This window comes from Streptomyces xylophagus (genome assembly GCF_000716435.1).
GTDB lineage: Bacteria > Actinomycetota > Actinomycetes > Streptomycetales > Streptomycetaceae > Streptomyces > Streptomyces xylophagus.
Genome location: NZ_JNWO01000011.1, coordinates 189,837 through 211,256 on the forward strand (window position 1 = coordinate 189,837; position 21,420 = coordinate 211,256).

Annotated in this window: 25 protein-coding genes; 14 read left to right on the top strand and 11 right to left on the bottom strand. The window is 68.4% G+C overall.

The features are described 5' to 3' along the window. Window positions 1-52 precede the first annotated feature (52 nt). Complete coding sequence (locus OO70_RS25660; RefSeq protein ID WP_043676066.1) at window positions 53-1,174, bottom strand: lipid II:glycine glycyltransferase FemX; 1,122 nt, start codon at window positions 1,172-1,174, stop codon at window positions 53-55. A 179-nt stretch (window positions 1,175-1,353) separates the two neighbouring features. Then, window positions 1,354-1,668, bottom strand: a complete 315-nt coding sequence (locus tag OO70_RS25665) for a hypothetical protein (RefSeq protein ID WP_019055130.1) — start codon at window positions 1,666-1,668, stop codon at window positions 1,354-1,356. A 276-nt stretch (window positions 1,669-1,944) separates the two neighbouring features. Here OO70_RS25665 and rpsF point away from each other — a divergent pair, with 276 nt between their 5' ends. The 4 genes from rpsF to rplI all read left to right on the top strand — a co-directional run bounded on the left by rpsF (window position 1,945) and on the right by rplI (window position 3,680). Then, on the top strand, window positions 1,945-2,235 hold the full coding sequence (rpsF, locus tag OO70_RS25670) for a 30S ribosomal protein S6 (RefSeq protein ID WP_006604399.1): 291 nt from the start codon (window positions 1,945-1,947) through the stop codon (window positions 2,233-2,235). Window positions 2,236-2,312: 77 nt separating this feature from the next. Further along, entirely contained in the window at window positions 2,313-2,921 is a 609-nt protein-coding gene (locus OO70_RS25675) for a single-stranded DNA-binding protein (protein WP_043676071.1), read from the top strand. Between the two features lie 57 nt (window positions 2,922-2,978). Further along, window positions 2,979-3,215 (top strand): 30S ribosomal protein S18, encoded by a 237-nt coding sequence (gene rpsR / locus OO70_RS25680; RefSeq protein WP_006381652.1) that lies wholly within the window; start codon window positions 2,979-2,981, stop codon window positions 3,213-3,215. Between the two features lie 18 nt (window positions 3,216-3,233). After that, a complete protein-coding gene (gene rplI / locus OO70_RS25685) occupies window positions 3,234-3,680 on the top strand; it encodes a 50S ribosomal protein L9 (protein WP_043676073.1) in 447 nt (148 codons plus the stop codon). A gap of 166 nt (window positions 3,681-3,846) precedes the next feature. On the opposite strand, the gene OO70_RS25690 is transcribed toward rplI, so the two are convergent. Next, complete coding sequence (locus tag OO70_RS25690) at window positions 3,847-5,184, bottom strand: MATE family efflux transporter (RefSeq protein ID WP_043676300.1); 1,338 nt, start codon at window positions 5,182-5,184, stop codon at window positions 3,847-3,849. Window positions 5,185-5,644: 460 nt separating this feature from the next. On the opposite strand from OO70_RS25690, the gene dnaB reads away from it, so the two are divergent. Both dnaB and OO70_RS25700 read left to right on the top strand, forming a co-directional pair. Next, window positions 5,645-7,123 carry a replicative DNA helicase gene (dnaB, locus tag OO70_RS25695; RefSeq protein WP_043676076.1) on the top strand — a complete coding sequence of 493 codons (1,479 nt, stop codon included), beginning with the start codon at window positions 5,645-5,647 and terminating at the stop codon, window positions 7,121-7,123. An 85-nt stretch (window positions 7,124-7,208) separates the two neighbouring features. After that, a complete protein-coding gene (locus OO70_RS25700) occupies window positions 7,209-8,594 on the top strand; it encodes a serine hydrolase domain-containing protein (RefSeq protein WP_043676082.1) in 1,386 nt (461 codons plus the stop codon). A gap of 94 nt (window positions 8,595-8,688) precedes the next feature. Here the strand turns inward: OO70_RS25700 and OO70_RS25705 are convergent, their stop codons facing one another. Both OO70_RS25705 and OO70_RS25710 read right to left on the bottom strand, forming a co-directional pair. After that, on the bottom strand, window positions 8,689-9,141 hold the full coding sequence (locus OO70_RS25705; RefSeq protein ID WP_043676085.1) for a GNAT family N-acetyltransferase: 453 nt from the start codon (window positions 9,139-9,141) through the stop codon (window positions 8,689-8,691). Between the two features lie 40 nt (window positions 9,142-9,181). Further along, window positions 9,182-9,640 carry a MarR family winged helix-turn-helix transcriptional regulator gene (locus OO70_RS25710; RefSeq protein ID WP_043676089.1) on the bottom strand — a complete coding sequence of 153 codons (459 nt, stop codon included), beginning with the start codon at window positions 9,638-9,640 and terminating at the stop codon, window positions 9,182-9,184. 141 nt (window positions 9,641-9,781) lie between these two features. Between OO70_RS25710 and OO70_RS25715 the strand changes: the two genes are divergently transcribed. Beyond that, the gene (locus OO70_RS25715; protein WP_043676091.1) at window positions 9,782-10,990 is read left to right on the top strand and encodes an MFS transporter; all 1,209 of its coding nucleotides are present in this window, start codon (window positions 9,782-9,784) and stop codon (window positions 10,988-10,990) included. 118 nt (window positions 10,991-11,108) lie between these two features. Next, entirely contained in the window at window positions 11,109-11,531 is a 423-nt protein-coding gene (locus OO70_RS25720; protein ID WP_043676092.1) for a GlcG/HbpS family heme-binding protein, read from the top strand. 70 nt (window positions 11,532-11,601) lie between these two features. Here the strand turns inward: OO70_RS25720 and OO70_RS25725 are convergent, their stop codons facing one another. Further along, on the bottom strand, window positions 11,602-12,468 hold the full coding sequence (locus OO70_RS25725; protein WP_043676095.1) for a GNAT family N-acetyltransferase: 867 nt from the start codon (window positions 12,466-12,468) through the stop codon (window positions 11,602-11,604). A 195-nt stretch (window positions 12,469-12,663) separates the two neighbouring features. On the opposite strand from OO70_RS25725, the gene OO70_RS25730 reads away from it, so the two are divergent. Both OO70_RS25730 and OO70_RS25735 read left to right on the top strand, forming a co-directional pair. Continuing rightward, window positions 12,664-13,299, top strand: a complete 636-nt coding sequence (locus OO70_RS25730; RefSeq protein ID WP_043676098.1) for an HAD family hydrolase — start codon at window positions 12,664-12,666, stop codon at window positions 13,297-13,299. Window positions 13,300-13,583: 284 nt separating this feature from the next. After that, complete coding sequence (locus tag OO70_RS25735; protein WP_078651550.1) at window positions 13,584-15,197, top strand: globin domain-containing protein; 1,614 nt, start codon at window positions 13,584-13,586, stop codon at window positions 15,195-15,197. Window positions 15,198-15,213: 16 nt separating this feature from the next. Here OO70_RS25735 and OO70_RS25740 read toward each other — a convergent pair whose 3' ends face one another. The 5 genes from OO70_RS25740 to OO70_RS25760 form a co-directional block, all read right to left on the bottom strand. Next, a complete protein-coding gene (locus OO70_RS25740; RefSeq protein WP_043676101.1) occupies window positions 15,214-15,696 on the bottom strand; it encodes an NUDIX domain-containing protein in 483 nt (160 codons plus the stop codon). 111 nt (window positions 15,697-15,807) lie between these two features. Then, entirely contained in the window at window positions 15,808-16,713 is a 906-nt protein-coding gene (locus OO70_RS25745; protein ID WP_043676104.1) for a LysR family transcriptional regulator, read from the bottom strand. Between the two features lie 228 nt (window positions 16,714-16,941). Continuing rightward, window positions 16,942-18,087: a cystathionine gamma-lyase gene (locus OO70_RS25750; RefSeq protein WP_043676107.1), complete on the bottom strand. Its 1,146-nt coding sequence runs from the start codon at window positions 18,085-18,087 to the stop codon at window positions 16,942-16,944. Continuing rightward, window positions 18,084-18,575, bottom strand: coding sequence for a low molecular weight protein-tyrosine-phosphatase (locus tag OO70_RS25755; RefSeq protein ID WP_043676110.1), 492 nt, complete (start codon window positions 18,573-18,575; stop codon window positions 18,084-18,086). The genes OO70_RS25750 and OO70_RS25755 overlap by 4 nt, the downstream gene beginning before the upstream one ends. 7 nt (window positions 18,576-18,582) lie before the next feature. Further along, a complete protein-coding gene (locus OO70_RS25760) occupies window positions 18,583-18,960 on the bottom strand; it encodes a phage holin family protein (protein WP_043676112.1) in 378 nt (125 codons plus the stop codon). A gap of 48 nt (window positions 18,961-19,008) precedes the next feature. Between OO70_RS25760 and OO70_RS25765 the strand changes: the two genes are divergently transcribed. The 4 genes from OO70_RS25765 (at window position 19,009) to OO70_RS25780 (ending at window position 21,393) form a co-directional block, all read left to right on the top strand. After that, window positions 19,009-19,326, top strand: a complete 318-nt coding sequence (locus tag OO70_RS25765; RefSeq protein ID WP_019073397.1) for a cupin domain-containing protein — start codon at window positions 19,009-19,011, stop codon at window positions 19,324-19,326. 213 nt (window positions 19,327-19,539) lie between these two features. Then, window positions 19,540-19,752 (top strand): DUF5326 family protein, encoded by a 213-nt coding sequence (locus OO70_RS25770; RefSeq protein WP_043676116.1) that lies wholly within the window; start codon window positions 19,540-19,542, stop codon window positions 19,750-19,752. A 198-nt stretch (window positions 19,753-19,950) separates the two neighbouring features. Next, the gene (locus tag OO70_RS25775) at window positions 19,951-20,856 is read left to right on the top strand and encodes an IclR family transcriptional regulator (RefSeq protein ID WP_199827398.1); all 906 of its coding nucleotides are present in this window, start codon (window positions 19,951-19,953) and stop codon (window positions 20,854-20,856) included. A 99-nt stretch (window positions 20,857-20,955) separates the two neighbouring features. Then, window positions 20,956-21,393 (top strand): SsgA family sporulation/cell division regulator, encoded by a 438-nt coding sequence (locus tag OO70_RS25780; RefSeq protein WP_043676122.1) that lies wholly within the window; start codon window positions 20,956-20,958, stop codon window positions 21,391-21,393. Window positions 21,394-21,420: the final 27 nt, after the last annotated feature.

The following is a 21,420-nucleotide window of genomic DNA, read 5'->3' on the forward strand; positions in this document are numbered from 1 at the left end:
GTGTAACGGAGGTGTGGGAGCGATCGACGGTATCGAAGCGAGGACCGTGCGGTCAGCGGCGCGACATGTAGATGTCGAGCGCCTTGTGGAGCAGCTTGTTCAGCGGGAAGTCCCACTCACCGAGGTACTCGGCGGCCTGGCCGCCGGTGCCCACCTTGAACTGGATCAGACCGAAGAGATGGTCGGTCTCGTCCAGCGAGTCGGAGATGCCGCGCAGGTCGTAGACGGTGGCGCCGAGCGCGTAGGCGTCGCGCAGCATGCGCCACTGCATCGCGTTCGAGGGCCGGACGTCACGGCCGATGTTGTCGGAGGCGCCGTAGGAGTACCAGACGTGCCCGCCGACCACGAGCATCGTCGCCGCCGACAAGTTCACCCCGTTGTGCCGGGCGAAGTACAGCCGCATCCGGTTGGGGTCCTCGGTGTTGAGGGCCGTCCACATGCGCTGGAAGTACGACAGCGGGCGGGGCCGGAAGTGGTCGCGCACCGCCGTGATCTCGTACAGCCGCTGCCATTCCTCGAGGTCCTGGTAACCGCCCTGGACGACCTCGACACCGGCCTTCTCGGCCTTCTTGATGTTGCGGCGCCACAGCTGGTTGAAGTTCTTGTGGACCTCTTCGAGGGAGCGGTTCGCCAGCGGCACCTGGTAGACGTAGCGGGGCTGGACGTCGCCGAAGCCGGCACCGCCGTCCTCGCCCTGCTGCCAACCCATGCGGCGCAGTTTGTCGGCCACCTCGAAGGCGCGCGGTTCGATGAAGTCGGCCTCGATGTCGCGCAGTCGCTTCACGTCCGGGTTCTGGATGCCCGCCTTGATGGAGGTGGCCTCCCAGCGCCGGATGATGACCGGCGGGCCCATCTTCACCGAGAAGGCGCCCTGGTGCTTGAGGTGGGCCAGCATCGGCTGGATCCAGTCGTCCAGATTCGGCGCGAACCAGTTGATGACCGGACCCTCGGGCAGATAGGCCAAGTAGCGCTTGATCTTCGGGAGTTGCCGGTAGAGGACCAGACCCACGCCGACGAGCTCGCCGTTCTTCTCGTCGAACCAGCCGAGGCTCTCGGAGCGCCACTCCGCCTTCACATCAGCCCATGCCGGGACCTGCATGTGGCTCGCCGAGGGCAGGCTCTGGATGAATGCCAGATGCTGCTCACGGCTGATGGTCCTCAGGGTCAGGCTCATTCGGGGCGCTCCTCGGGCTGGTGTGTCCCCATGGGTACAGGGGCTCCGGCTCTCGCGCCGAAGCCTACTGCGCCTCGCGAGCGCCCCGACTGGGCGTATGCAACCTTCGCCTCGGCCTGTGGGCCGCCAAGGCGTTCCGTGTTGTTTTACGCGGAGTTCGGACTACGGAGTCCGGCGCGTCAGTTGATGACGCCGCCGAACAGGCCGCCGTGCGCCATGCCGAGGAAGAATCCGACACCCGCGGCACCGAGACCCAGGATCAGGCCGAAGCGCTCCCTCGTCGTCTCGGAGATCCACTGCCCGTAGGCGCCGGTGAGGATGCCCACCAGGCCGGCCCAAGAGCTGAGCAGATGCAGGCTGTGGAAGAACCCCGTGATGAACGCGGTCAGCCCGAGCACCAGGGTCACCGCGAGCAGCGTGTCCTGGAGCGGGTGGGGCTTGCCGTCTGTGGCGAAAAGAGAACCGGCGGTGTTGGGTCGCAATGCCTGTGCCATGTGGCACCTCCTGCGGAAGGCGGCGCATCGTCGCGCCGGACACACCCGATGTGTACAGATTGACGCTCTCCGCCACCGGATTTCAACCGGAAGCCGGTCTGCGGGTACTCTGTACCCTCTGCACTGGTGTCTGCCCATGCCACGACTCGGAATCCCCTCAAGGGGCACCCGATGTCAGTGGCGGCTGTTTTACTGGCACACACTGTTGCTTACGCATCACAACCCTCCTGCCACGGATCGACCGTGGCCGCTGAGTCCAAAGGAGGTGGGTTCCACATGCGTCACTACGAGGTGATGGTCATCCTCGACCCCGATCTGGAGGAGCGCGCTGTCTCCCCCCTGATCGAGAACTTCCTCTCCGTCGTCCGTGAGGGCAACGGAAAGGTCGAGAAGGTCGACACCTGGGGCCGTCGTCGTCTCTCGTACGAGATCAAGAAGAAGCCCGAGGGCATCTACTCGGTCATCGACCTGCAGGCCGAGCCTGCGGTCGTCAAGGAGCTCGACCGCCAGATGAACCTGAACGAGTCGGTCCTCCGGACCAAGGTCCTCCGCCCCGAGACCCACTGAGCATCCTGCTCAGCTGATCTCGGGATTCGAGTAGCAGCACCAAGCAGCCAGCAGCAAACCCGCCGAGAGGTTCCCCCATGGCAGGCGAGACCGTCATCACGGTCGTCGGCAATCTTGTCGACGACCCCGAGCTGCGCTTCACCCCTTCCGGTGCGGCGGTCGCGAAGTTCCGTGTCGCGTCCACTCCCCGCACCTTCGACCGCCAGACGAACGAGTGGAAGGACGGCGAAAGCCTCTTCCTCACCTGCTCGGTCTGGCGTCAGGCGGCGGAGAACGTCGCCGAATCGCTCCAGCGAGGCATGCGCGTCATCGTGCAGGGCCGGCTGAAGCAGCGGTCCTACGAGGACCGTGAGGGCGTCAAGCGCACGGTCTACGAACTGGACGTCGAGGAAGTCGGCGCCAGCCTGCGCAGTGCCACGGCCAAGGTCACCAAGACCGCCGGTGGCGCTCGCGGTGGCCAGGGCGGCGGTTTCGGCGGCGGTGGTGGCGGTGGCCAGGGTGGCGGCGGCTGGGGTGGAAACTCCGGCGGCGGTCAGCCGGCCGGCGGCGCTCCCGCCGACGACCCTTGGGCCACCAGCGCTCCCGCCGGTGGCAACCAGGGCGGCGGCGGTGGCGGCTGGGGTGGAAACTCCGGCGGCGCCAGCGGTGGCGGTGGCGGCGGCTACTCGGACGAACCCCCCTTCTAGGCCTTCGGGCCGAGGGTGGGTCGTACCCACACTTCTTGATCACACAGGAGATACACCATGGCGAAGCCGCCTGTGCGCAAGCCGAAGAAGAAGGTCTGCGCATTCTGCAAGGACAAGGTCCAGTACGTGGACTACAAGGACACGAACATGCTGCGGAAGTTCATTTCCGACCGCGGCAAGATCCGTGCCCGCCGGGTGACCGGCAACTGCACTCAGCACCAGCGTGACGTCGCCACGGCCGTGAAGAACAGCCGTGAGATGGCGCTGCTGCCCTACACCTCCACCGCGCGATAAGGGAAGGGTGACCGACCAATGAAGATCATCCTCACCCACGAGGTCTCCGGCCTCGGTGCCGCGGGCGACGTCGTCGACGTCAAGGACGGTTACGCTCGCAACTACCTGATCCCGCGGAATTTCGCTATCCGCTGGACCAAGGGTGGCGAGAAGGACGTCGAGCAGATCCGTCGTGCTCGCAAGATCCACGAGATTCAGACCATCGAGCAGGCCAACTCTGTGAAGGCCCAGCTCGAGGGTGTCAAGGTTCGTCTGGCCGTCCGCTCCGGCGACGCCGGTCGTCTCTTCGGCTCCGTCACCCCGGCCGACATCGCTTCGGCGATCAAGGCTTCCGGTGGCCCCGAGGTCGACAAGCGTCGTATCGAGCTGTCTGCCCCGATCAAGACCCTGGGCGCCCACGAGACGTCCGTGCGTCTGCACCCCGAGGTTGCCGCCAAGGTCAACATCGAGGTCATCGCGGCCTGACCGCTGCGCTCGGCATAGCTGAGAGAGGGGCCGCACCCGTTGGGGTGCGGCCCCTCTGCTGTGTGCGGGGCTGCGGGATACGGCTCGCGTGTTGAGTTCGGGACGGCGCTACGGCGCTCATGTTTCACGTGAAACATGACAGCGTGCGGTGTTTCACGTGAAACGGTCAGCGGGTCGCGCCGGTGACAATCCAGCGGCCCGAGCGGGAGCGCACCAGGAGGGTCAGCATGCGCACCGCCATCATCAGGGTCATCGCTCCCCAGAGAGCGGTCAGGCCACCGCCGAGGGCCGGGACGAGCAGGGCCGCCGGGGCGAAGACCGCCAGGGTCACCACCATCGCTCCTGCGAGATACGGCCCGTCTCCCGCGCCCATCAGCACTCCGTCCAGGACGAAGACGACACCGCAGATCGGCTGTGAGAGCGCCACCATGATCAAGGCGGGCAGGGCGGTGTCCTTGACGGTGGGGTCGCTGGTGAACAGGGGGAGGAAGAGGGGGCGGGCCAGGATCACCAGGAGGCCGAGGACCACCCCGACGGCGATACCCCACTGCACCATGCGCCGGCATGCGGCTCGGGCGCCCTGGGGATCGTTCGCACCGAGGTAGCGACCGATGATCGCCTGGCCCGCGATCGCGATGGCGTCGAGCGCGAATGCCAGCAGGGACCACAGGGACAGGATGATCTGGTGCGCGGCGATGTCGGCATCCCCGAGACGGGCCGCGACGGCCGTGGCGATCAGGAGGATCGCTCTCAGGGAAAGCGTGCGTACGAGCAGAGGCACGCCGGCCTGCGCCGAGGCTTTGATCCCTGCGGCGTCGGGGCTGAGGGAGGCGCCGTGTCGGCGGGCTCCGCGGACGACCACGACAAGATAGACGGCAGCCATGCCCCACTGGGCGATGACGGTGCCCCAGGCGGAGCCGGCGATGCCCAGGTCGGCGCCGTAGACCAGGCCGACGTTGAGGGCGGCGTTGGCGACGAAGCCTGAGACGGCTACGTACAACGGTGTCTTTGTGTTCTGCAGTCCGCGGAGGACTCCGGTGGCGGCGAGGACTATCAGCATGGCCGGGATGCCGAGGGAGGAGATCCGCAGATAGGTCGTCGCGTAGGGGGCCGCGGTGTCCGAGGTACCGAAGAGGCCCACCAGGGCGGCGGCTGAGGGAAGGACGACGGCTATGACGGTGGCGCCGATCAGCAGGGCGAGCCAGATGCCGTCCATACCCTGGCGGATGGCTGCCTGGAGGTCGCCCGCGCCGACACGTCGGGCGACGGCCGCAGTGGTGGCGTAGGCGAGGAAGACGAAGACGCTCACGGCTGTCGTCAGGAGGGCGGACGCCACTCCGAGTCCGGCGAGTTGTGCTGTGCCGAGATGGCCGATGATCGCGCTGTCGGCCATGACGAAGAGGGGCTCGGCGACGAGTGCGCCGAAGGCCGGGACGGCCAGCATGACGATCTCTCGGTCGTGCTGTCGTCGGGTGGCCCTCGTGGCCGCGGGAGCCTGTGTCATGAGCACTAATCTAATCGTCCACAGGTAAGAGATGCAATTGTTCAGTGACCCTTACCTCTGCTCTCGCGTCGTGTCCTCTCGCGCACTGTTCGAAGCGATCTTGGTCCGACCGGGAAAGTTTTTCTTCTGCACAGCCGGTGGATGGTGAAGGTGCAGGTCAGATAGGTCGTGATCAAAGTGGCGAGGTCTTGTTCACAGGGCTGTCCACCGGGTCGTGCACAGGTTTTGCCGGGTTCTCCACAGCATCCGGGCCGTCGTCCACATGGCCTGTGGATAACCAGATTGGCTGACGGTGCCCGCGGGCCTACGGTGGACCGGAACCCGCCCCGTCAGTCGGACTGAGAAACATCACAAAACCGACGCGCCCGTACCGGAGTTGGGCGTCTCATTTGTCAGTGCCGTGCCGTAGAAATAAGGGGCACGGCGAGGTCCGCTCGGCGGACGGGAGGAGGTGGCTCGGTTGAGTATTTCCGAGCCCTTGGACGACCCGTGGGCCGACAGCGGTCCAAGTGATCGTCTGCCCGCTTCCCGGCGGCGCGGTGACGGAGGCCGGGGCCGCGACGAACAGCACGACCGCGGCAGGGAGGGCGGCGAGTGGGAAGGCGCGGGTTCGGCCTTCGAGCGCGTGCCGCCGCAGGATCTCGATGCCGAGCAGTCCGTGCTCGGCGGCATGCTCCTGTCCAAGGACGCGATCGCCGATGTCGTCGAGGTCCTCAAGGGCCACGACTTCTACAAGCCCGCGCACGAGACGATCTACCAGGCGATCCTCGACATCTACGCCAAGGGTGAGCCGGCCGACCCGATCACCATCGCCGCCGAACTCACCAAACGCGGTGAGATCAACAAGGTCGGCGGCGCATCGTATCTGCACACCCTCGTCCAGACCGTGCCGACGGCGGCGAACGCGGAGTACTACGCGGAGATCGTCCACGAGCGGGCCGTCCTGCGCCGCCTGGTCGAGGCCGGCACGCGCATCACGCAGATGGGATACGCGGCCGACGACGACGTCGACGAGATCGTCAACCGGGCCCAGGCCGAGATCTACGCGGTCACCGAGCAGCGGACCAGCGAGGACTACCTTCCGCTCGGCGACATCATGGAAGGCGCGCTCGACGAGATCGAGGCGATCGGCTCACGCAGCGGCGAGATGACCGGTGTGCCCACAGGGTTCACGGACCTCGACTCGCTCACCAACGGTCTGCACCCCGGCCAGATGATCGTCATCGCCGCCCGCCCCGCCATGGGTAAGTCCACGCTCGCGCTGGACTTCGCCCGCGCCGCGTCGATCAAGCACAACCTGCCGAGCGTCATCTTCTCCCTCGAAATGGGCCGCAACGAGATCGCGATGCGTCTGCTGTCCGCCGAGGCCCGCGTCGCCCTGCACCACATGCGCTCCGGCACCATGACCGACGAGGACTGGACCCGCCTGGCGCGCCGGATGCCCGAGGTGTCGTCCGCGCCGCTCTACATCGACGACTCCCCGAACCTGTCGATGATGGAGATCCGCGCGAAATGCCGCCGGCTCAAACAGCGCAGCGACATCAAGCTGGTGATCATCGACTATCTGCAGCTGATGCAGGCCGGTGGCTCCAAGCGCTCCGAGAGCCGTCAACAGGAGGTCTCGGACATGTCCCGAAACCTCAAGCTCCTGGCCAAGGAGCTGGAGGTCCCCGTGATCGCGCTCTCGCAGCTGAACCGTGGTCCCGAGCAGCGCACGGACAAGAAGCCGATGGTGTCCGACCTGCGTGAGTCCGGCTCCATCGAGCAGGACGCCGACATGGTCATCCTGCTGCACCGCGAGGACGCCTACGAGAAGGAGTCGCCCCGCGCGGGCGAGGCGGACATCATCGTGGGCAAGCACCGTAACGGCCCGACGGCGACGATCACCGTCGCCTTCCAGGGCCACTACTCGCGCTTCGTGGACATGGCACAGACCTGACCGGGCGGCTGTAGGCGGCAGACCCGGTGCCGTGTCCCGAGAAATGTGCTCGACGTACGGCCGCCCCGCCGGATGGACTGGGGGCATGACGACATCCCAGGACGACTTGCTTCCCGGTACACGCAGGGCGCTGTTGCATCGGATCGCCGTGGCCCAGGCCGAGGGGAGGGCACCGTCGTTGGTCGCGACGGTGGTGCGGGACGGCCGAGCCGTGTGGCACGGTTCGCGGACCTCGGTGGACGGGCACGGGCCGGACGAGAACGTGCAGTACCGGATCGGCTCCATCACCAAGACGTTCACCGCCGTCCTGGTGCTGCGGCTGCGTGACGAGGGCGTCCTCGACCTCGGTGACCCACTGGAGAAGTATCTGCCCGGCACCGGTGCGGGGGAGGCCACCATCGCCGAACTCCTCGCGCACACAGGCGGGTTGGCGGCCGAGTCGCCCGCGCCCTGGTGGGAGCGGACACCGGGTTCCCTGCGTCCCGAGCTCCGCGATGTGCTGGGTGAGCAACCCCTGCTGCATCCGGTCGGCCGCCGGTTCCACTATTCGAACCCCGGCTACACCGTGTTGGGCGCGCTCGTCGAGGAACTCCGGGGTGCCCCGTGGGAGGACGTACTTCGGCGGGAAGTGCTCGAACCTCTGGGCCTCGACCGCACGAGTGCTCAGCCTCGGGCGCCGCACGCGGGTGGCTGGGCGGTGCATCCGTGGGCCGACGCGCTGTTGCCGGAACCCGTCGAGGACCTCGGCCGTATGGCGCCGGCCGGTCAACTCTGGTCCACCACCGGCGACTTGGCGCGGTTCGCCGTCTTTCTGGCTCATGGAGACGACCGGGTCCTGAGTGCGGAGTCCGTGCGGGAGATGCGGACCCCGGCGGCACCGGCGGAGGCAGCCGACGTCATGGACGGCTCCGCATACGGTCTCGGCCTGCAGGTCCAGCGCCGCGACGGACGGCTGCTCGTCGGTCATTCCGGATCGCTGCCCGGCTTCCTGGCGAACCTCACCATCAGCCTGGCGGAAGACGTCTCGGCGGTGGTGCTGGCCAACTGCACCTCCGGACCGCTGCTGGCATCGGTGGCCGCCGATCTCGTCCGTATCGTCGCCGAGGCCGAGCCGAGGATTCCGGCGCCCTGGCGACCGATGCCCGAAGTCGACGCCGCCGTACTGGAGTTGGCGGGGCAGTGGTACTGGGGGACGCATGGTTTCGCCCTGCGGCTGACGGCCGACGGAGGGGCCTCGCTGGAGCCGTTGGCCGGCAGCGGACGCCGTTCGCGCTTCCGGGCCAACGGTGACGGCACCTGGACCGGGCTGGAGGGGTACTACGCAGGAGAGCTTCTACGGCCCGTACGGCGCCCGGATGGGCCGGTGAGTCACCTGGACCTCGGATCGTTCGTCTTCACGCGTCAGCCGTACGAGGAGAGCGTTTCTGTGCCGGGTGGGGTGGACCCGGAGGGGTGGCGGGGGATTCGCTAGCCGCCGCAGTCGGGGAGTGGGCATGTTTCACGTGAAACACGACCCCTCCCGCTGTGGGCATGATGCGTCGGTCTCGCGCGGTGGAGAGTTCTTCTCAGAGGGGAAGCTTGAAACCCACGTGCGAGGCGGTGAAACCGAGCCGCTCGTAGAACCGGTGGGCGTCGGTGCGTGTGACGTCGGAGGTGAGCTGGATCAGCCGGCAGTCCTGGCGGCGTGACTCGGCGATCGCCCACTCGATGAGCTGCGTCCCCAGGCCGCTGCCTCGCTCGTCCGCGTGGATGCGGACGGCCTCGACGATCGAGCGGGTGGCGCCCCTGCGGGACAGCCCGGGGATGACCGTGAGCTGGAGGGTGCCGACGACGCGGCCCTCGCGCACGGCGACGACCAGGTGCTGGTTCGGATCTGCGGTCAGACGTTCCAGCGCGGCCAGGTAGGGCGCCAGGTCGTCCGGTGACTCGCGCTGGGAGCCCAGCGGATCGTCGGCGAGCATGCCGACGATGGCGGGGACGTCTTCGGTGGCGGCGGTTCGTATTTCAAGATCTCCCATGGCCACACCTTAGGCAGAGGCGTGCGGTGCGGGGGCGGGCCTATGCGGGCACGTTCATCGACTCCACGACCCGGACCAGTGGCGCCAGTTCCGGGTTCACGGCCGCTGCGTCGAGTGCCTCGCGCAGTGCGGTGTCGTTGGTCGGGCGGGCCTCCTCGAGCAGCTTGAGGCCTGCCTCGGAGACGTTCGTGTAGATGCCCCGCCGGTCGGTCGGGCACAGGTACCGCGCGAGCAGACCGCGGTCCTCGAGCCGGGTGACCAGCCGGGTGGTGGCGCTCTGGCTGAGGACGACCGCGTCGGCGACCTGCCGCATCTGCAGATGGCCCCCCTCACCGTCGTGCTGTCGGCTGAGCACATCGAGCAGGGAGTACTCACGCATGCTCAGGTCGTGCTTGGCCTGCAGGGCCCGCTCGATGTGCGCCTCGATCCTCCCGTGGAGCAGGGAGAGGGCGCACCAGCCCTGGGCAAGGGCGGTGAGTGCGGGGTCCGTCGCTGTCATTGGCGTTTCCTCCGTCCCGGAGCGGCTGAACCCAGGATAGAGCACAGGTGAAATAGTCCGCGCTTGCATATAGCCCGCGTCTGCAACTATTGTGAACGCACGCAAAGCGCTCCTGCAATCTTCTGGGAAGGGTACCTCCACATGCCTCTCGCGCTTCTGGCCCTCGCGATCGGGGCCTTCGGAATCGGCACGACCGAGTTCGTGATCATGGGCTTGCTGCCCCAGGTCGCGGGAGACTTCGGGGTCTCCATCCCCACCGCGGGACTGCTGGTCACCGGCTACGCGCTGGGGGTGGTGATCGGCGCCCCGCTGATGACCGTGCTCGGCACCAAGGTCTCCCGCAAGCGGATGCTGATGCTGCTGATGGGCCTGTTCATCGTCGGCAACCTGCTCTCCGCCGTCGCCCCCAGCTTCTCGGTGATGCTGATCGGCCGTGTGGTCGCCTCGCTCGCCCACGGCGCCTTCTTCGGCATCGGCTCGGTCGTCGCGGCGGAACTCGTGGCCCCGGACAAGAAGGCTGGAGCCATCGCGATGATGTTCACCGGGCTGACCGTCGCCAACGTCGTCGGCGTCCCGCTGGGCACCCTCGTCGGACAGTCCATCGGCTGGCGCGTCACCTTCGCCATCGTCGCGGGCCTCGGCGTCATCGGCCTGGCCGGCATCGCCAAGCTCGTACCCGACCTTCCCAAGCCGGAAGGCGTACAGCTGCGGCACGAACTGGCCGCCTTCAAGAACACTCAGGTCCTGCTCGCCATGGCGATGACCGTCCTCGGCTTCGGTGGCGTCTTCGCGGCCATCACCTACATCGCGCCGATGATGACCCACGTCGCCGGCTTCGCCGACGGCTCCGTCACCTGGCTGCTCGTCCTCTTCGGCCTCGGCATGGTCGGCGGCAACCTCGTCGGCGGCAAGTTCGCCGACCGCGCCCTGATGCCCATGCTCTACGTCTCGCTGGGCGGCCTGGCCGTCGTGCTCGCCCTCTTCACGGTCACCGCGCACAACAAGATCGCGGCGGCCGTCACCATCGCCCTCATCGGCGCCCTGGGCTTCGCCACCGTGCCGCCGCTGCAGAAGCGGGTCCTCGACCAGGCGCACGGCGCCCCGACGCTGGCCTCGGCCGTGAACATCGGCGCCTTCAACCTCGGTAACGCGCTGTCCGCCTGGCTCGGCGGCATCGTCATCGCGGCCGGCTTCGGCTACACCGCCCCCAACTGGGTCGGCGCCGTCCTCGCCGCGGCCGCTCTGGTCCTCGCGATCCTCTCGGCAGCCCTGGAACGCCGCAGCAGCGCCCACGGCGCGGTCGTGGCGGGCGGCACGCCGAGCCGGCAGCGGACCGCCGTCCACCACTGATCCCGCCGGGCCACGGCGGGGAGACGCGGGGCCAGGGCCGTCCCCGTACCTTCCCGCACCCCCCGGCCATCCGACCGACCGACATCAGAAACAGCAACACCCGCAAGGAGAAACCCTGATGAGCACCACCACTGCCGTAGCCCCGCTGACCATCCAGGACGCCGAAGCGCTCGTCACCCATGCCCGCCGTGCCGCGGAGGCCGCCGGGGTCACGGTCAGCATCACCGTGCTGGACGCGGGCGGTCATCTGCTCGCCTTCCGGCGGGACGACCAGGCCGTGCTGATCTCCGGGGAGACCAGCACCCGCAAGGCGTACACCGCGCTTCAGCTGAACGCGGCCACCGCCGACCTCGTCGAGGCCGTCCAGCCCGGAGGCCTCTTCCACACCCTGCCCACGGCGCTCGACCGGCCGCTGCTGTTCATCGCCGGCGGCATCCCCGTGCACCGTGACGGCCGCCTGATCGGAGCGATTGGTGTCGGTGGCGGCGCACCGACGCAGGACCACGGCTTCGCGCAGGCCGCCGTAGAGGCACTCGTCTGACGCTTGGCGATGATGGAAACGCCGGTTCCCGAGGAAGTCGGGAGCCGGCGTTCGCCGTATCTGGGAGCTGTCAGCCTGCCGCGACCGTCAGTGGGGCGAACCGCCGCGTCCAGTCGCCGGGCAACTCCGCGATGCCGTACGTCATCACGGCGTTGGAGGAGGAGGAAACGAGTCCGCGTTCCTTCGCCCAGGACAGTAGGTCTTCGTGGCGTACGTCGATGTCGGTGCGCAGCCGACGGTCGGTGCGGGCAGCGAGTGAGGCGAGGAGAGCCTTCGCCGTCTCCGAGTCCTGTGCGATCAGTGGGCCCACGACCTGGGTGTCCATGTTGGGCCAGGCGGCCGCGTAGCCGATGATCCGGCCGTTCTCCTCCGCCACCCTCAACTGGTCGGCGAAGGCGGGCAGTCGTGCGATGAGAGGTGTGCGATCGGTGCCGAACACCGCCTCGTCGAGGCGCAGGATGCCGGTGAGGTCCTCGGCTGTGGCCGCACGGGTAGCGATCCGGGAGTCAGGTCCGGCAGGTGTGAAGTGGCCGCGCAGGGTCTCGGCCCGACCGATGACCTTGAAGCCGAGTTCTTCGTAGAGGGGACGGCCGTTCGGGGTCGCGTGCAGGGTCAGCGGTGTGGTGCCCATCGCCGAGACCAGGTGGCGCATCAGCCGCCGTCCCGCGCCCTGGCGGGCATGCCGCTCGGCGACCAGGACCATGCCGATGGCTACCAGATCAGGGCGGTCCTGGGGGCCGTACTCCGTGATGACGCATGCCGCGACAAGGCCGCCCTCGGGGTCGTCGATACCGTAGCCCTTTCCCGCGCTGAGGAGGAAGCCCCACTTGTGTTCCTCGCGTGGCCACCCCCGGTCCTCGGACAAGTCGGCACAGGCGATGCGATCGCGGAGCGTCAGCCGGCGGATGGGCAGAGCGGCGAGGGAAGGAGTCGGCACGCAGGTCAGGCTGTCGGACGGGCGTTGTCGGCGTCCACCTGTTTCCGGTGAGACGTACGTGCTTTTGGCCATGTCATGGTCGGCTGCACAACACACCCACAGAAGCCGGATGTTTCACGTGAAACACCGGCGAACGGCGATCATCCGGCAGGCTCGCGGAAGGTGCCACAGGGTGTCCCACTAACCTCGTTGCTCATGGCGAGACTTCATCTCTTCGACCTCGACGGCACTTTGCTGCACGGAACCAGCGCGCCCCTGGAGATCTCACGTCAACTCGGTCTGGAGACCGAGACGGTGGAGCTCGAGCAGGAGATCTCGGCCGGGCTGATCGGACCGCCGGAGTATGCGACCCGTGTCTACACGCTGTGGGCGGATCTCACCGAGGCGCATGTGACGGCGGCCTTCGAAGGGGCCCCTTGGCTGGCGCGCATCCGTGAGGTCTGGGCCGAGATCAGAAGTGCCGGCGAATACTGCGCCGTCGTATCGCTCTCGCCCTCTTTCTTTGTGGAACGGCTCACGGGCTGGGGCGCGCACGCGGCACATGGATCGCTTTTTCCCGCCGTGCCTTTCACCGAGCCTTCCATGGACCTGACCGGAGTCCTCAGTGCCGCGGCCAAGGTGGTGATCGCGGATCGATTGTGCGAGGAGTTCGGGGTGACGAGGGCCGACTGCGTCGCCTATGGGGACTCGATGTCGGACAAGGATCTGTTCGGTGCCGTGCCTGTCTCCGTCGCGGTCAATGCCGATCAGCATCTGTCCGGCCTTGCGACCCACTCCTATGCGGGGCGGGATCTGTGGGACGCCTACGAATTGGTGCGCGGCGCCCGGTAGTTGAGGGAACTGAGGGTTCGCCCCTCCCCTTGTTCGCGGGGGAGCAAGGCGGGACTTGTGCCCGGAGCGCGGGCCGGTATGGTCGACTCCGGTTCCTGTCCGGAGCGGGACGCCGCGTGGGAGTACTGCGGGCAATGTCACACTCTCGCCTTACTTGTCCGTACGCAGTGGGAATGTGGGTTGGATATGGCTGTATTGGCCGCTTGACCGAACGGGGAGAAGCAAGCCGTCCACGCGGAAAGCAGGCAGCTTCCGGCTGAGGAAGCACGCCGACCGACCGAAAGATGTTCGAGGCGAGGCACACCATGGACGCTCCGACCACCCCGTCGGCCGACAACGGCACGTCCGGGGGCGGCGGCGGAAGCGGCTGGTTCACTCCGCGCAAGCAGCCGGAAGTGCCTCCGGGCGAAGAGCGTGAGACGACAGGGGGACGGCGGCCGGCCGTGCTGCGTCCGATGCGCAGGGGTGCGGCGGGGAGCAAGGAGCGTCCGCCCGTGGAGAGTTCGGCACAGTCGGCTCCGAGCGGTGACGGTGCCGGGCCGGAACCGGCCGGGTCCGCTGCTCGGCAGGGCGTAGCGGCCGACCAGGAGCGAATACCGTCGGCCGAGACCGCCTCACAGCCCTTCACCGCCCCGCAGCCCTTCACCCCTGCCCAGGCCCTGTCTCCCGCCCTCGCACCGACCGCCCCCGTGCCGACCGCGCCCCCACGGCCCGCCGCCGAGGCCACCCCGGCCACTGTGCGCGTGCCCGCCCAGCGAACTTCAAGTCCCGCCACCGAGAAGGCCTCCCCGGATGCCGTACTCGTCCGCCGGACCATGGCCGAAGTAGCGCCCGTGGCCGACAAGGTCACCTCGTACTTCTACGCGCTGCTCTTCGTGCGCCACCCCGAGCTGCGGTCGCTGTTCCCGGCGGCGATGGACACCCAGCGGGACCGGTTGCTCAAGGCGCTGCTCACCGCGGCCGAACACATCGACAACACCGAGGTCCTCGTCGCGTATCTGCGGAACCTCGGCCGTGGGCACCGCAAGTACGGCACCCGGGCCGAGCACTATCCGGCCGTCGGCGAGTGCCTCATCGGCGCCCTGAACAAGTACGCCACCGCCGTCTGGGACGTGGAGACGGAGGCGGCCTGGGTCCGGGCGTACACGACGATCTCGCAGGTCATGATCGACGCGGCTGCCGCGGACGAACTGCGTGCTCCGGCCTGGTGGCACGCGGAGGTCGTCACCCACGATCTCCGAACCCGGGACGTCGCCGTCGTCACCGTCCGCCCGGACCAGCCCTACCCCTTCCTCGCAGGGCAGTACACGAGCCTGGAGACGCCCTGGTGGCCGCGGATCTGGCGGCACTACTCCCTGGCCTCCGCGCCCCGCTCGGACGGACTGCTGACCTTCCACGTGAAGGCCGTCCCGGCGGGCTGGGTCTCGAACGCCCTGGTGCACCGCGCCCGACCCGGCGACGTCATCCGGCTCGGCCCGCCGGCCGGCTCGATGACCGTGGACCACACCACCGACAGCGGCTTGCTCTGCCTCGGCGGAGGCACCGGCATAGCGCCGATCAAGGCGCTCGTCGAGGATGTCGCCGAGCACGGCGAACGGCGACCGGTGGAGGTGTTCTACGGCGCCCGCACCGACCACGACCTCTATGACATCGACACGATGCTCCGGCTCCAGCAGTCGCACCCGTGGCTCGAGGTCCGGCCGATCGTCGACGAGCGGGCGCGTCTCCAACTCCCGGACGCCATAAGGACGTACGGGCCGTGGAGCGGGTACGACGCCTATGTCTCGGGCCCGCCCGGAATGATCCGCAGCGGTGTCCATGCCCTGAGGGACGTCGGCATCCCGCCGGCGCGCATACGGCACGACTCGGTCGAGGAGTTGGTGGCCGCCGGGGACTGACCCGGTGCCGGAGGCGTCAGCCGAGGTCGGGAGCGTGCATCGCGCGGACCCCTTCGATGTTGCCGTCCAGGTAGTGCCGTAGGGACAGGGGCACGAGATGGACGGACGCGATGCCGACTCGGGTGAAGGGCACTCGTACGATCTCGTACTCGCCGAGGGGCTCGTCCACCTCGGGGCCGTGGCGTAGCGCCGGGTCCATGGACTCCAGGTGGCAGACGAAGAAGTGCTGCACCTTCACACCGGTCGTGGCCGCGTTCGCGCCGATGTGCTCGACGGTGTCCACGAAGCAGGGCACCACGTCGGTGATCTTGGCGCCGAGTTCCTCGTACACCTCCCGGTGCAGGGCGTCGACGACGGTTGTGTCCCCGGGTTCGACCCCGCCACCGGGCGTGACCCAGTAGGGATCCACACCGGGCTTGGTGCGCTTGATGAGGATCAGGGCGTCGCCGTCGAGGAGAATGGCGCGTGCGGTGCGCTTGACCACGGGTCGGACGGTCATGGGAGAAATGTGGCCCGGCTGGTTCCACGTGAAACATCGCGAAACGTGACCTTGACGGTTCAGAGCGTGACGTTCGGCGGGCTTGCCGCAGAACGGCCGCAAAGTGCCTGGTCAGCTCCAGTCGGTGGCCGCCCGTTGGAGCCACTCGTGGGCCCGGGCGATGTGCGGCATTGCAAGAGTGCCGGTCCGCACCACCAGGAAATACGTCCGCAGCGGCGGTACCGCGGGTTCGTGGAGCGGGACGACCTCGCCGCGTTCCAGCGCGAGGGCGCACAGATAGCGGGGCAGTACCGCGAGCCCTGCGCCCGCGACCGCGCAGGCGAGGACTGCACGCAGGTCCGGCACGATGACGGTGCCCGGGGTGGCCGGACGGGCATCGAAGACCGAGGCCCAGTACCGGGAGACGAAGGGCAGCGACTCGTGGACCTCGACCACGGGGAGGTCGTCCAGGGCGGGCGCGTCCTTGGGGCCGAGCTTCGCGGAGCCGATCTGCGCGGCCCAGTGCGGGGCGGCGACAAGGACGTGCTCCTCGTCGCAGAGCGTTGTCGCGGTGAGCAGAGCGCCTCGCGGACGGGCCGTGCTGATGGCCAGATCATGATGTCCGGCCGCCAGCCCCTCCAGGGTCTCCTCGGCGTTCCCGAAGGACGCGCGCAGCGCGAAGCCCTGGCCGTCCTCGCCGGTCAGCTCCGTGAGCGCGGGCAGCGCCCGCTCGGCGGTGAACTCGGGGGGCCCGGCAAGATGCAGGGTGCGCAGCGAGGAGTCGTTGTCGGGACCCGTCTCGGCTATCTCCACGAGGGCGTCGAGATGCGGTGCGGCCTTGTGCGCGAGTTCGTCGCCCATGGTGGTGGGGGTGACTCCACGGGCCTGGCGCAGGAACAGAGGGCGGCCCAACTGCCGTTCCAGGGTGCGGATCTGGGACGTCACCGCCGGCTGGGAGAGACCGAGCAGGGCTGCGGCGCGGGTGAAGGAGCCGGCCCGGTGCACGGTCACGAAGGTGCGCAGCAAGGCCAGATCCATGGCACGCACTCTCCTTTCCCCACCCGTCCTCCGGCCCCGGGCAGGGCCCAACTATAAATAAGTCGATAGGTCGCTGTCGCTACTGTGATTGGACACTGACACAGAGTCAACTAGCCTCGTTCGTGCGGTTCTTCGCGCGCAGAACCGGGGACGGTCCGAGCCACGAGGGGGGAGGCTCGGACCGTCCGTTGTGCGTACCAGGACACCGACCGGCGGTACGTAAACCGGTCACCGAGCCGACTCGTCCAGCGCACGCAGCACATCGGCCACCAGGTCCTCCGGATCCTCGGCACCGACCGAGAAGCGAACGAAGCCCTCCGGCACCGCGTCACCTCCCCAGCGCCCACGCCGTTCGGCGGTGGACCGCACCCCGCCGAAACTCGTCGCGTCGTCCACGAGCCGCAGGGCGTCGAGAAAACGCTCGGCACGCGTGCGCGTGGGCAGCGTGAACGAAACCACACACCCGTAGCGCCGCATCTGCTGCGACGCGATCTTGTGCGACGGGTCGTCGGGCAGCCCCGGATAACGCAGCCCGGTCACCTCGGCCCGGCCGCGCAGGGCCTCGGCGAGGGTCCGCGCGGTGGCGTTCTGCCGGTCGACACGCAGCTGGAGCGTGGCGATCGAGCGGTGCGCGAGCCAGGCCTCCATGGGCCCGGGAATCGCGCCGACGATCTTGCGCCACCGGCGTACGGCGGCCATGGCGGTGGCGTCGGTTCCGGCGACGTAGCCGAGGAGGACGTCCCCGTGCCCGGTGAGCTGCTTGGTACCGCTCGCCACGGAGAAGTCGGCGCCGAGTTCCAGCGGGCGCTGTCCCAGGGGCGTGGCGAGGGTGTTGTCGACGGCCACGAGGGCGCCACGCGCGTGTGCCGCCTCGGCGAGCCGTCGTACGTCACACACGTCGAGCCCGGGGTTCGACGGGGTCTCGATCCACAGCAGCTTCGCGCCGTCGAGGAGGTCGAGCTGGGCGTCCCCGGCGGTCGGCGCGGTGCGCACTTCGATGCCGTACGCCTCCAACTGCGCGCGCACCAGCGGCAGTACCTGGTAGCCGTCGTCGGGCAGGACGACCGCGTCGCCGGCGCGCAGCTGGGAGAAGAGCACCGAGGAGATGGCGGCCATGCCGGAGGCGAACACGAGCGTTTCGACGCCAGCCTGTCCGGGCGCCTCCAACTCGCCGATGGCGCGCTCCAGATGGGTCCAGGTCGGGTTCTCGTCACGGCCGTAGGCGTACGGGCCCGTCACCTCGCCCGGGAGGTGGAAGTGCGCGGCGAACACCGGCCCGGGCAGGGTCGGTTCGTGCTTGACCGGCTCGGGCAACCCGGCCCGCACCGCGCGTGTGCCGTCTCCCACACCCTTGTCTGCAGCGGAATCACTCATACCGCTCGTCCCTCCACTTCCTCACGCACCGCGGCGAGCAGGCCCGTGCTCGCCGCCTCCACCATCTCAAGGCACTCCTCGAAGCCGTCCAGGCCCCCGTAGTACGGGTCCGGTACATCGAGGTCGCCGTCGGCGGCGGGGTCGTAGGAGCGGAGCAGGTGGACCTTCCGGGCGTCCTGCTCGGTCGGGGCGAGGCGGCGCAGTGCGCTGCGGTGGCCGGAGTCGAGGGCGATGACGAGGTCCAGGCGGGGGAACCAGGAGGCCTGGAACTGGCGGGCGACATGGTCGCCGCCGTATCCGTGCTCCGCCAGGACGGCGACGGCGCGCGGGTCGGCGCCGTCGCCCTCGTGCCAGCCGCCCGTGCCCGCGCTGTCGACCTCGACCAGGCCGTCGAGGCCGGCCTCCTCCACCCGCGCGCGGAAGACCGATTCGGCCATCGGGGAGCGGCAGATGTTGCCGGTGCAGACGAAGCTGACGCGGTAGGTCATGGCGTGCTCAGTCCCCGTCGGGCAGGACGACGTTGAGCGCCCAGGAGACGACCGAGATGATCAGGCCGCCCAGGACGGCCGTCCAGAAGCCGTCGACGTGGAAACTCAGGTCGAACCTGTCGGCCAGCCACGAGGTGAGCATCAGCATCAGCGCGTTGACCACCAGGGTGATCAGACCGAGCGTCAGGATGAACAGCGGGAAGGTCAGCACCTTGACGATCGGCTTCACGAGGAAGTTCACCAGGCCGAAGACCACGGCGACGAGGAGCAGGGTCCAGACCTTCTTGAAGGTGCTGTCGCCGGTCAGGGTGATCTTGTCGATGAGCCATACGGCGACCGCCAGGGCACCCGCGTTGGCGATCGTCTTGACTAGGAAATTCTTCATGTGTCTGATCGTGACAGAAGAGATCGACTCCGAGCGTGGACGAGGGCGATGAAGGCATTCCGGTTGGATGAACTGGAGGCGGAGCGTGCCGCCAACGACGGCGCATACCTGCAGTTCCTGCGCGAGAAGAACATGTCGGTCGGTCTGTACGCGCTCGACGCGGGCGACCACGACCGGCAGCAGCCGCACAACCAGGACGAGGTGTACTTCGTCGTGAGCGGACGCGCCGCGATCACCGTCGGCATGGAGACCACCCAGGTGGCGCGCGGCAGCGTGGTCTACGTGCCGGCCGGGGTGGCCCACAAGTTCCATCACATCAGCGAGGACCTGCGGGTGCTGGTGGTGTTCTCGCCGCCGGAGGCCTGATCCTGCCGGAAGCCCGGCTCTCCACCCGAAGCCTGACCCGCGTCTCAGGGTTCCCTAGGGGAACGGTCAGGGGAGGACAAGGGATGCGAGGCCCCCGTTCGGCCTTCGCCCGCCCTAGCATCGAGTGCAGAACATCAGAGATCCGGCACACGAGTGCCGGACACCGACAGGACCCGGTACGAGCGACGGGCGGAGAGGCAAAGGACGAGGGCAATGCGAGAGATCTTCGGTGGACTGCCGTGGTGGGTGAAGTGGGTCGCGGTGCCGGTCATCGCCCTGGTCGTGTTCGGCGGGCTGATAGCGACCGTCGTGGGCATTGTCATCGGACTGCTCTTCAAGCTGCTGGTCTTCGTGGCGCTGGTCGGCGGACTGATCTACGTCGTACGGAAGTTCACGTCGAGTTCCTCCTCACGCGGCGACTGGTGAGGTCCTGCTGGGCAACCGGTGATCGGTAACAGGAATCACCGGTTCCCTCGGGCGGGGGAAGTTTTCCGGACAGGCCGTCTGCGAGCGGTGGCGGGCGGTTAAAGTCCGGAATTCGACGCGGGGACGAACCCCGCGGGCGGCGCACCCCCTCCCCGTGTTCCCCGCACGGGCTGCCCCCTCGCGCTCCGGAAGTGACCCTTGGCCACGGTTGACACCGCACCCGTAGAACCACACGCACCCCCTGCTCAGCCCGTCCCGCCCCCTCAGCCACGCCCCCTGAAGGCCACGGCACCGCAGCCGCGCCCGGCGGCGGCCCCGCCGCAACAGCGTTCCGCGACAGCCCCTCACCAACACCAGTCCGCCACGCTCATCGGCTCCGTCCAGCGGGCGATGCGACTGCTGGAGTCCGTCGCCGGGCACGAGTACGGAGCCCCCGCCAAACAACTGGCCCGCGAGACCGGCCTCGCGCTCCCCACGGCGTACCACCTGCTGCGCACCCTCGTGCACGAGGGCTATCTGCGCCGCGACAAAGGGCTGTTCTTCCTCGGTGAAGCGGCCGAGCGGCTGAGCAGCAGCGGAGCGCAGGAGAAACGTCGCAGCACGATCGCCGACGCACTGGCGGCCTGGCGCGATTCCATCGGCGTACCGGTCTACTACGCGATGTACCGCGACGGCGAGATCGAGGTCATGTGCGTCTCCGACACCCCCGGCAATCCGGCGGTCGAGGAGTGGGCCGACTTCCGTGAGACGGGGCACGCGCACGCGATCGGCCAGTGTCTGCTGGCTCAGCTGGACGAGGAGACCCGGCGCGACCACCTCGACCGGTATCCGGTGCGGTCCCTCACCCCGTACACCGTGCGGGACGGCCACTCCCTGCTGCGGCGCCTGGACGGGATGCGGCGGATGGAGCTGGTGGTGGAGCGTCAGGAGTACGCGCTGGGGACGGTCTGCGCGGCGATTCCGATCACGCTCGGCACCACGGCCGCCACGATGGCCATCTCCCTGCCCGCGCATCAGGCCGATCGGCTGCCGGCCGCGGCCCGGCAGCTGCAGACCGAGGTCGGCAGGCTTCTGGGGTCGCTCGCGCTCTCTATCAGTATCTGAAAACTTACTCCTTGTGATCTAACGTGTACGTTCAGCAATATTCCTTCAGTGTCACGGGGATCATTCCCAGCCAGTCGGCGGCAATTGACGGGATAGGCGATGCGCGAGTCCGTACAGGCAGAGGTCATGATGAGCTTCCTCGTCTCCGAGGAGCTCTCCTTCCGTATCCCGGTCGAACTGGGCTACGCGACATGCGATCCGTACGCCGTGCGGCTGACCTTCCATCTGCCGGGCGATGCCCCGGTGACCTGGACCTTCGGCCGGGAGCTGCTGATCGACGGGGTGGGCAGGCCGTGCGGGGAAGGTGATGTGCACATCGCGCCCGCCGATCCCGAGACGCTGGGTGAGGTGCTGATCCGGCTTCAGGTGGGCGGCGACCACGCACTGTTCCGCACCGGCGCGGCACCGCTCGTGGCGTTCCTCGACCGCACCGACCGGCTGGTTCCGCTCGGTCAGGAGCGTGCTCTCGCAGACTTCGACGCCCACCTCGACGAGGCGTTGGACCGCATCCTCGCGGAGGAGCAGAGCGCCGGCTGACGCGCTGTCACGGTGGTGTGGGCGGGA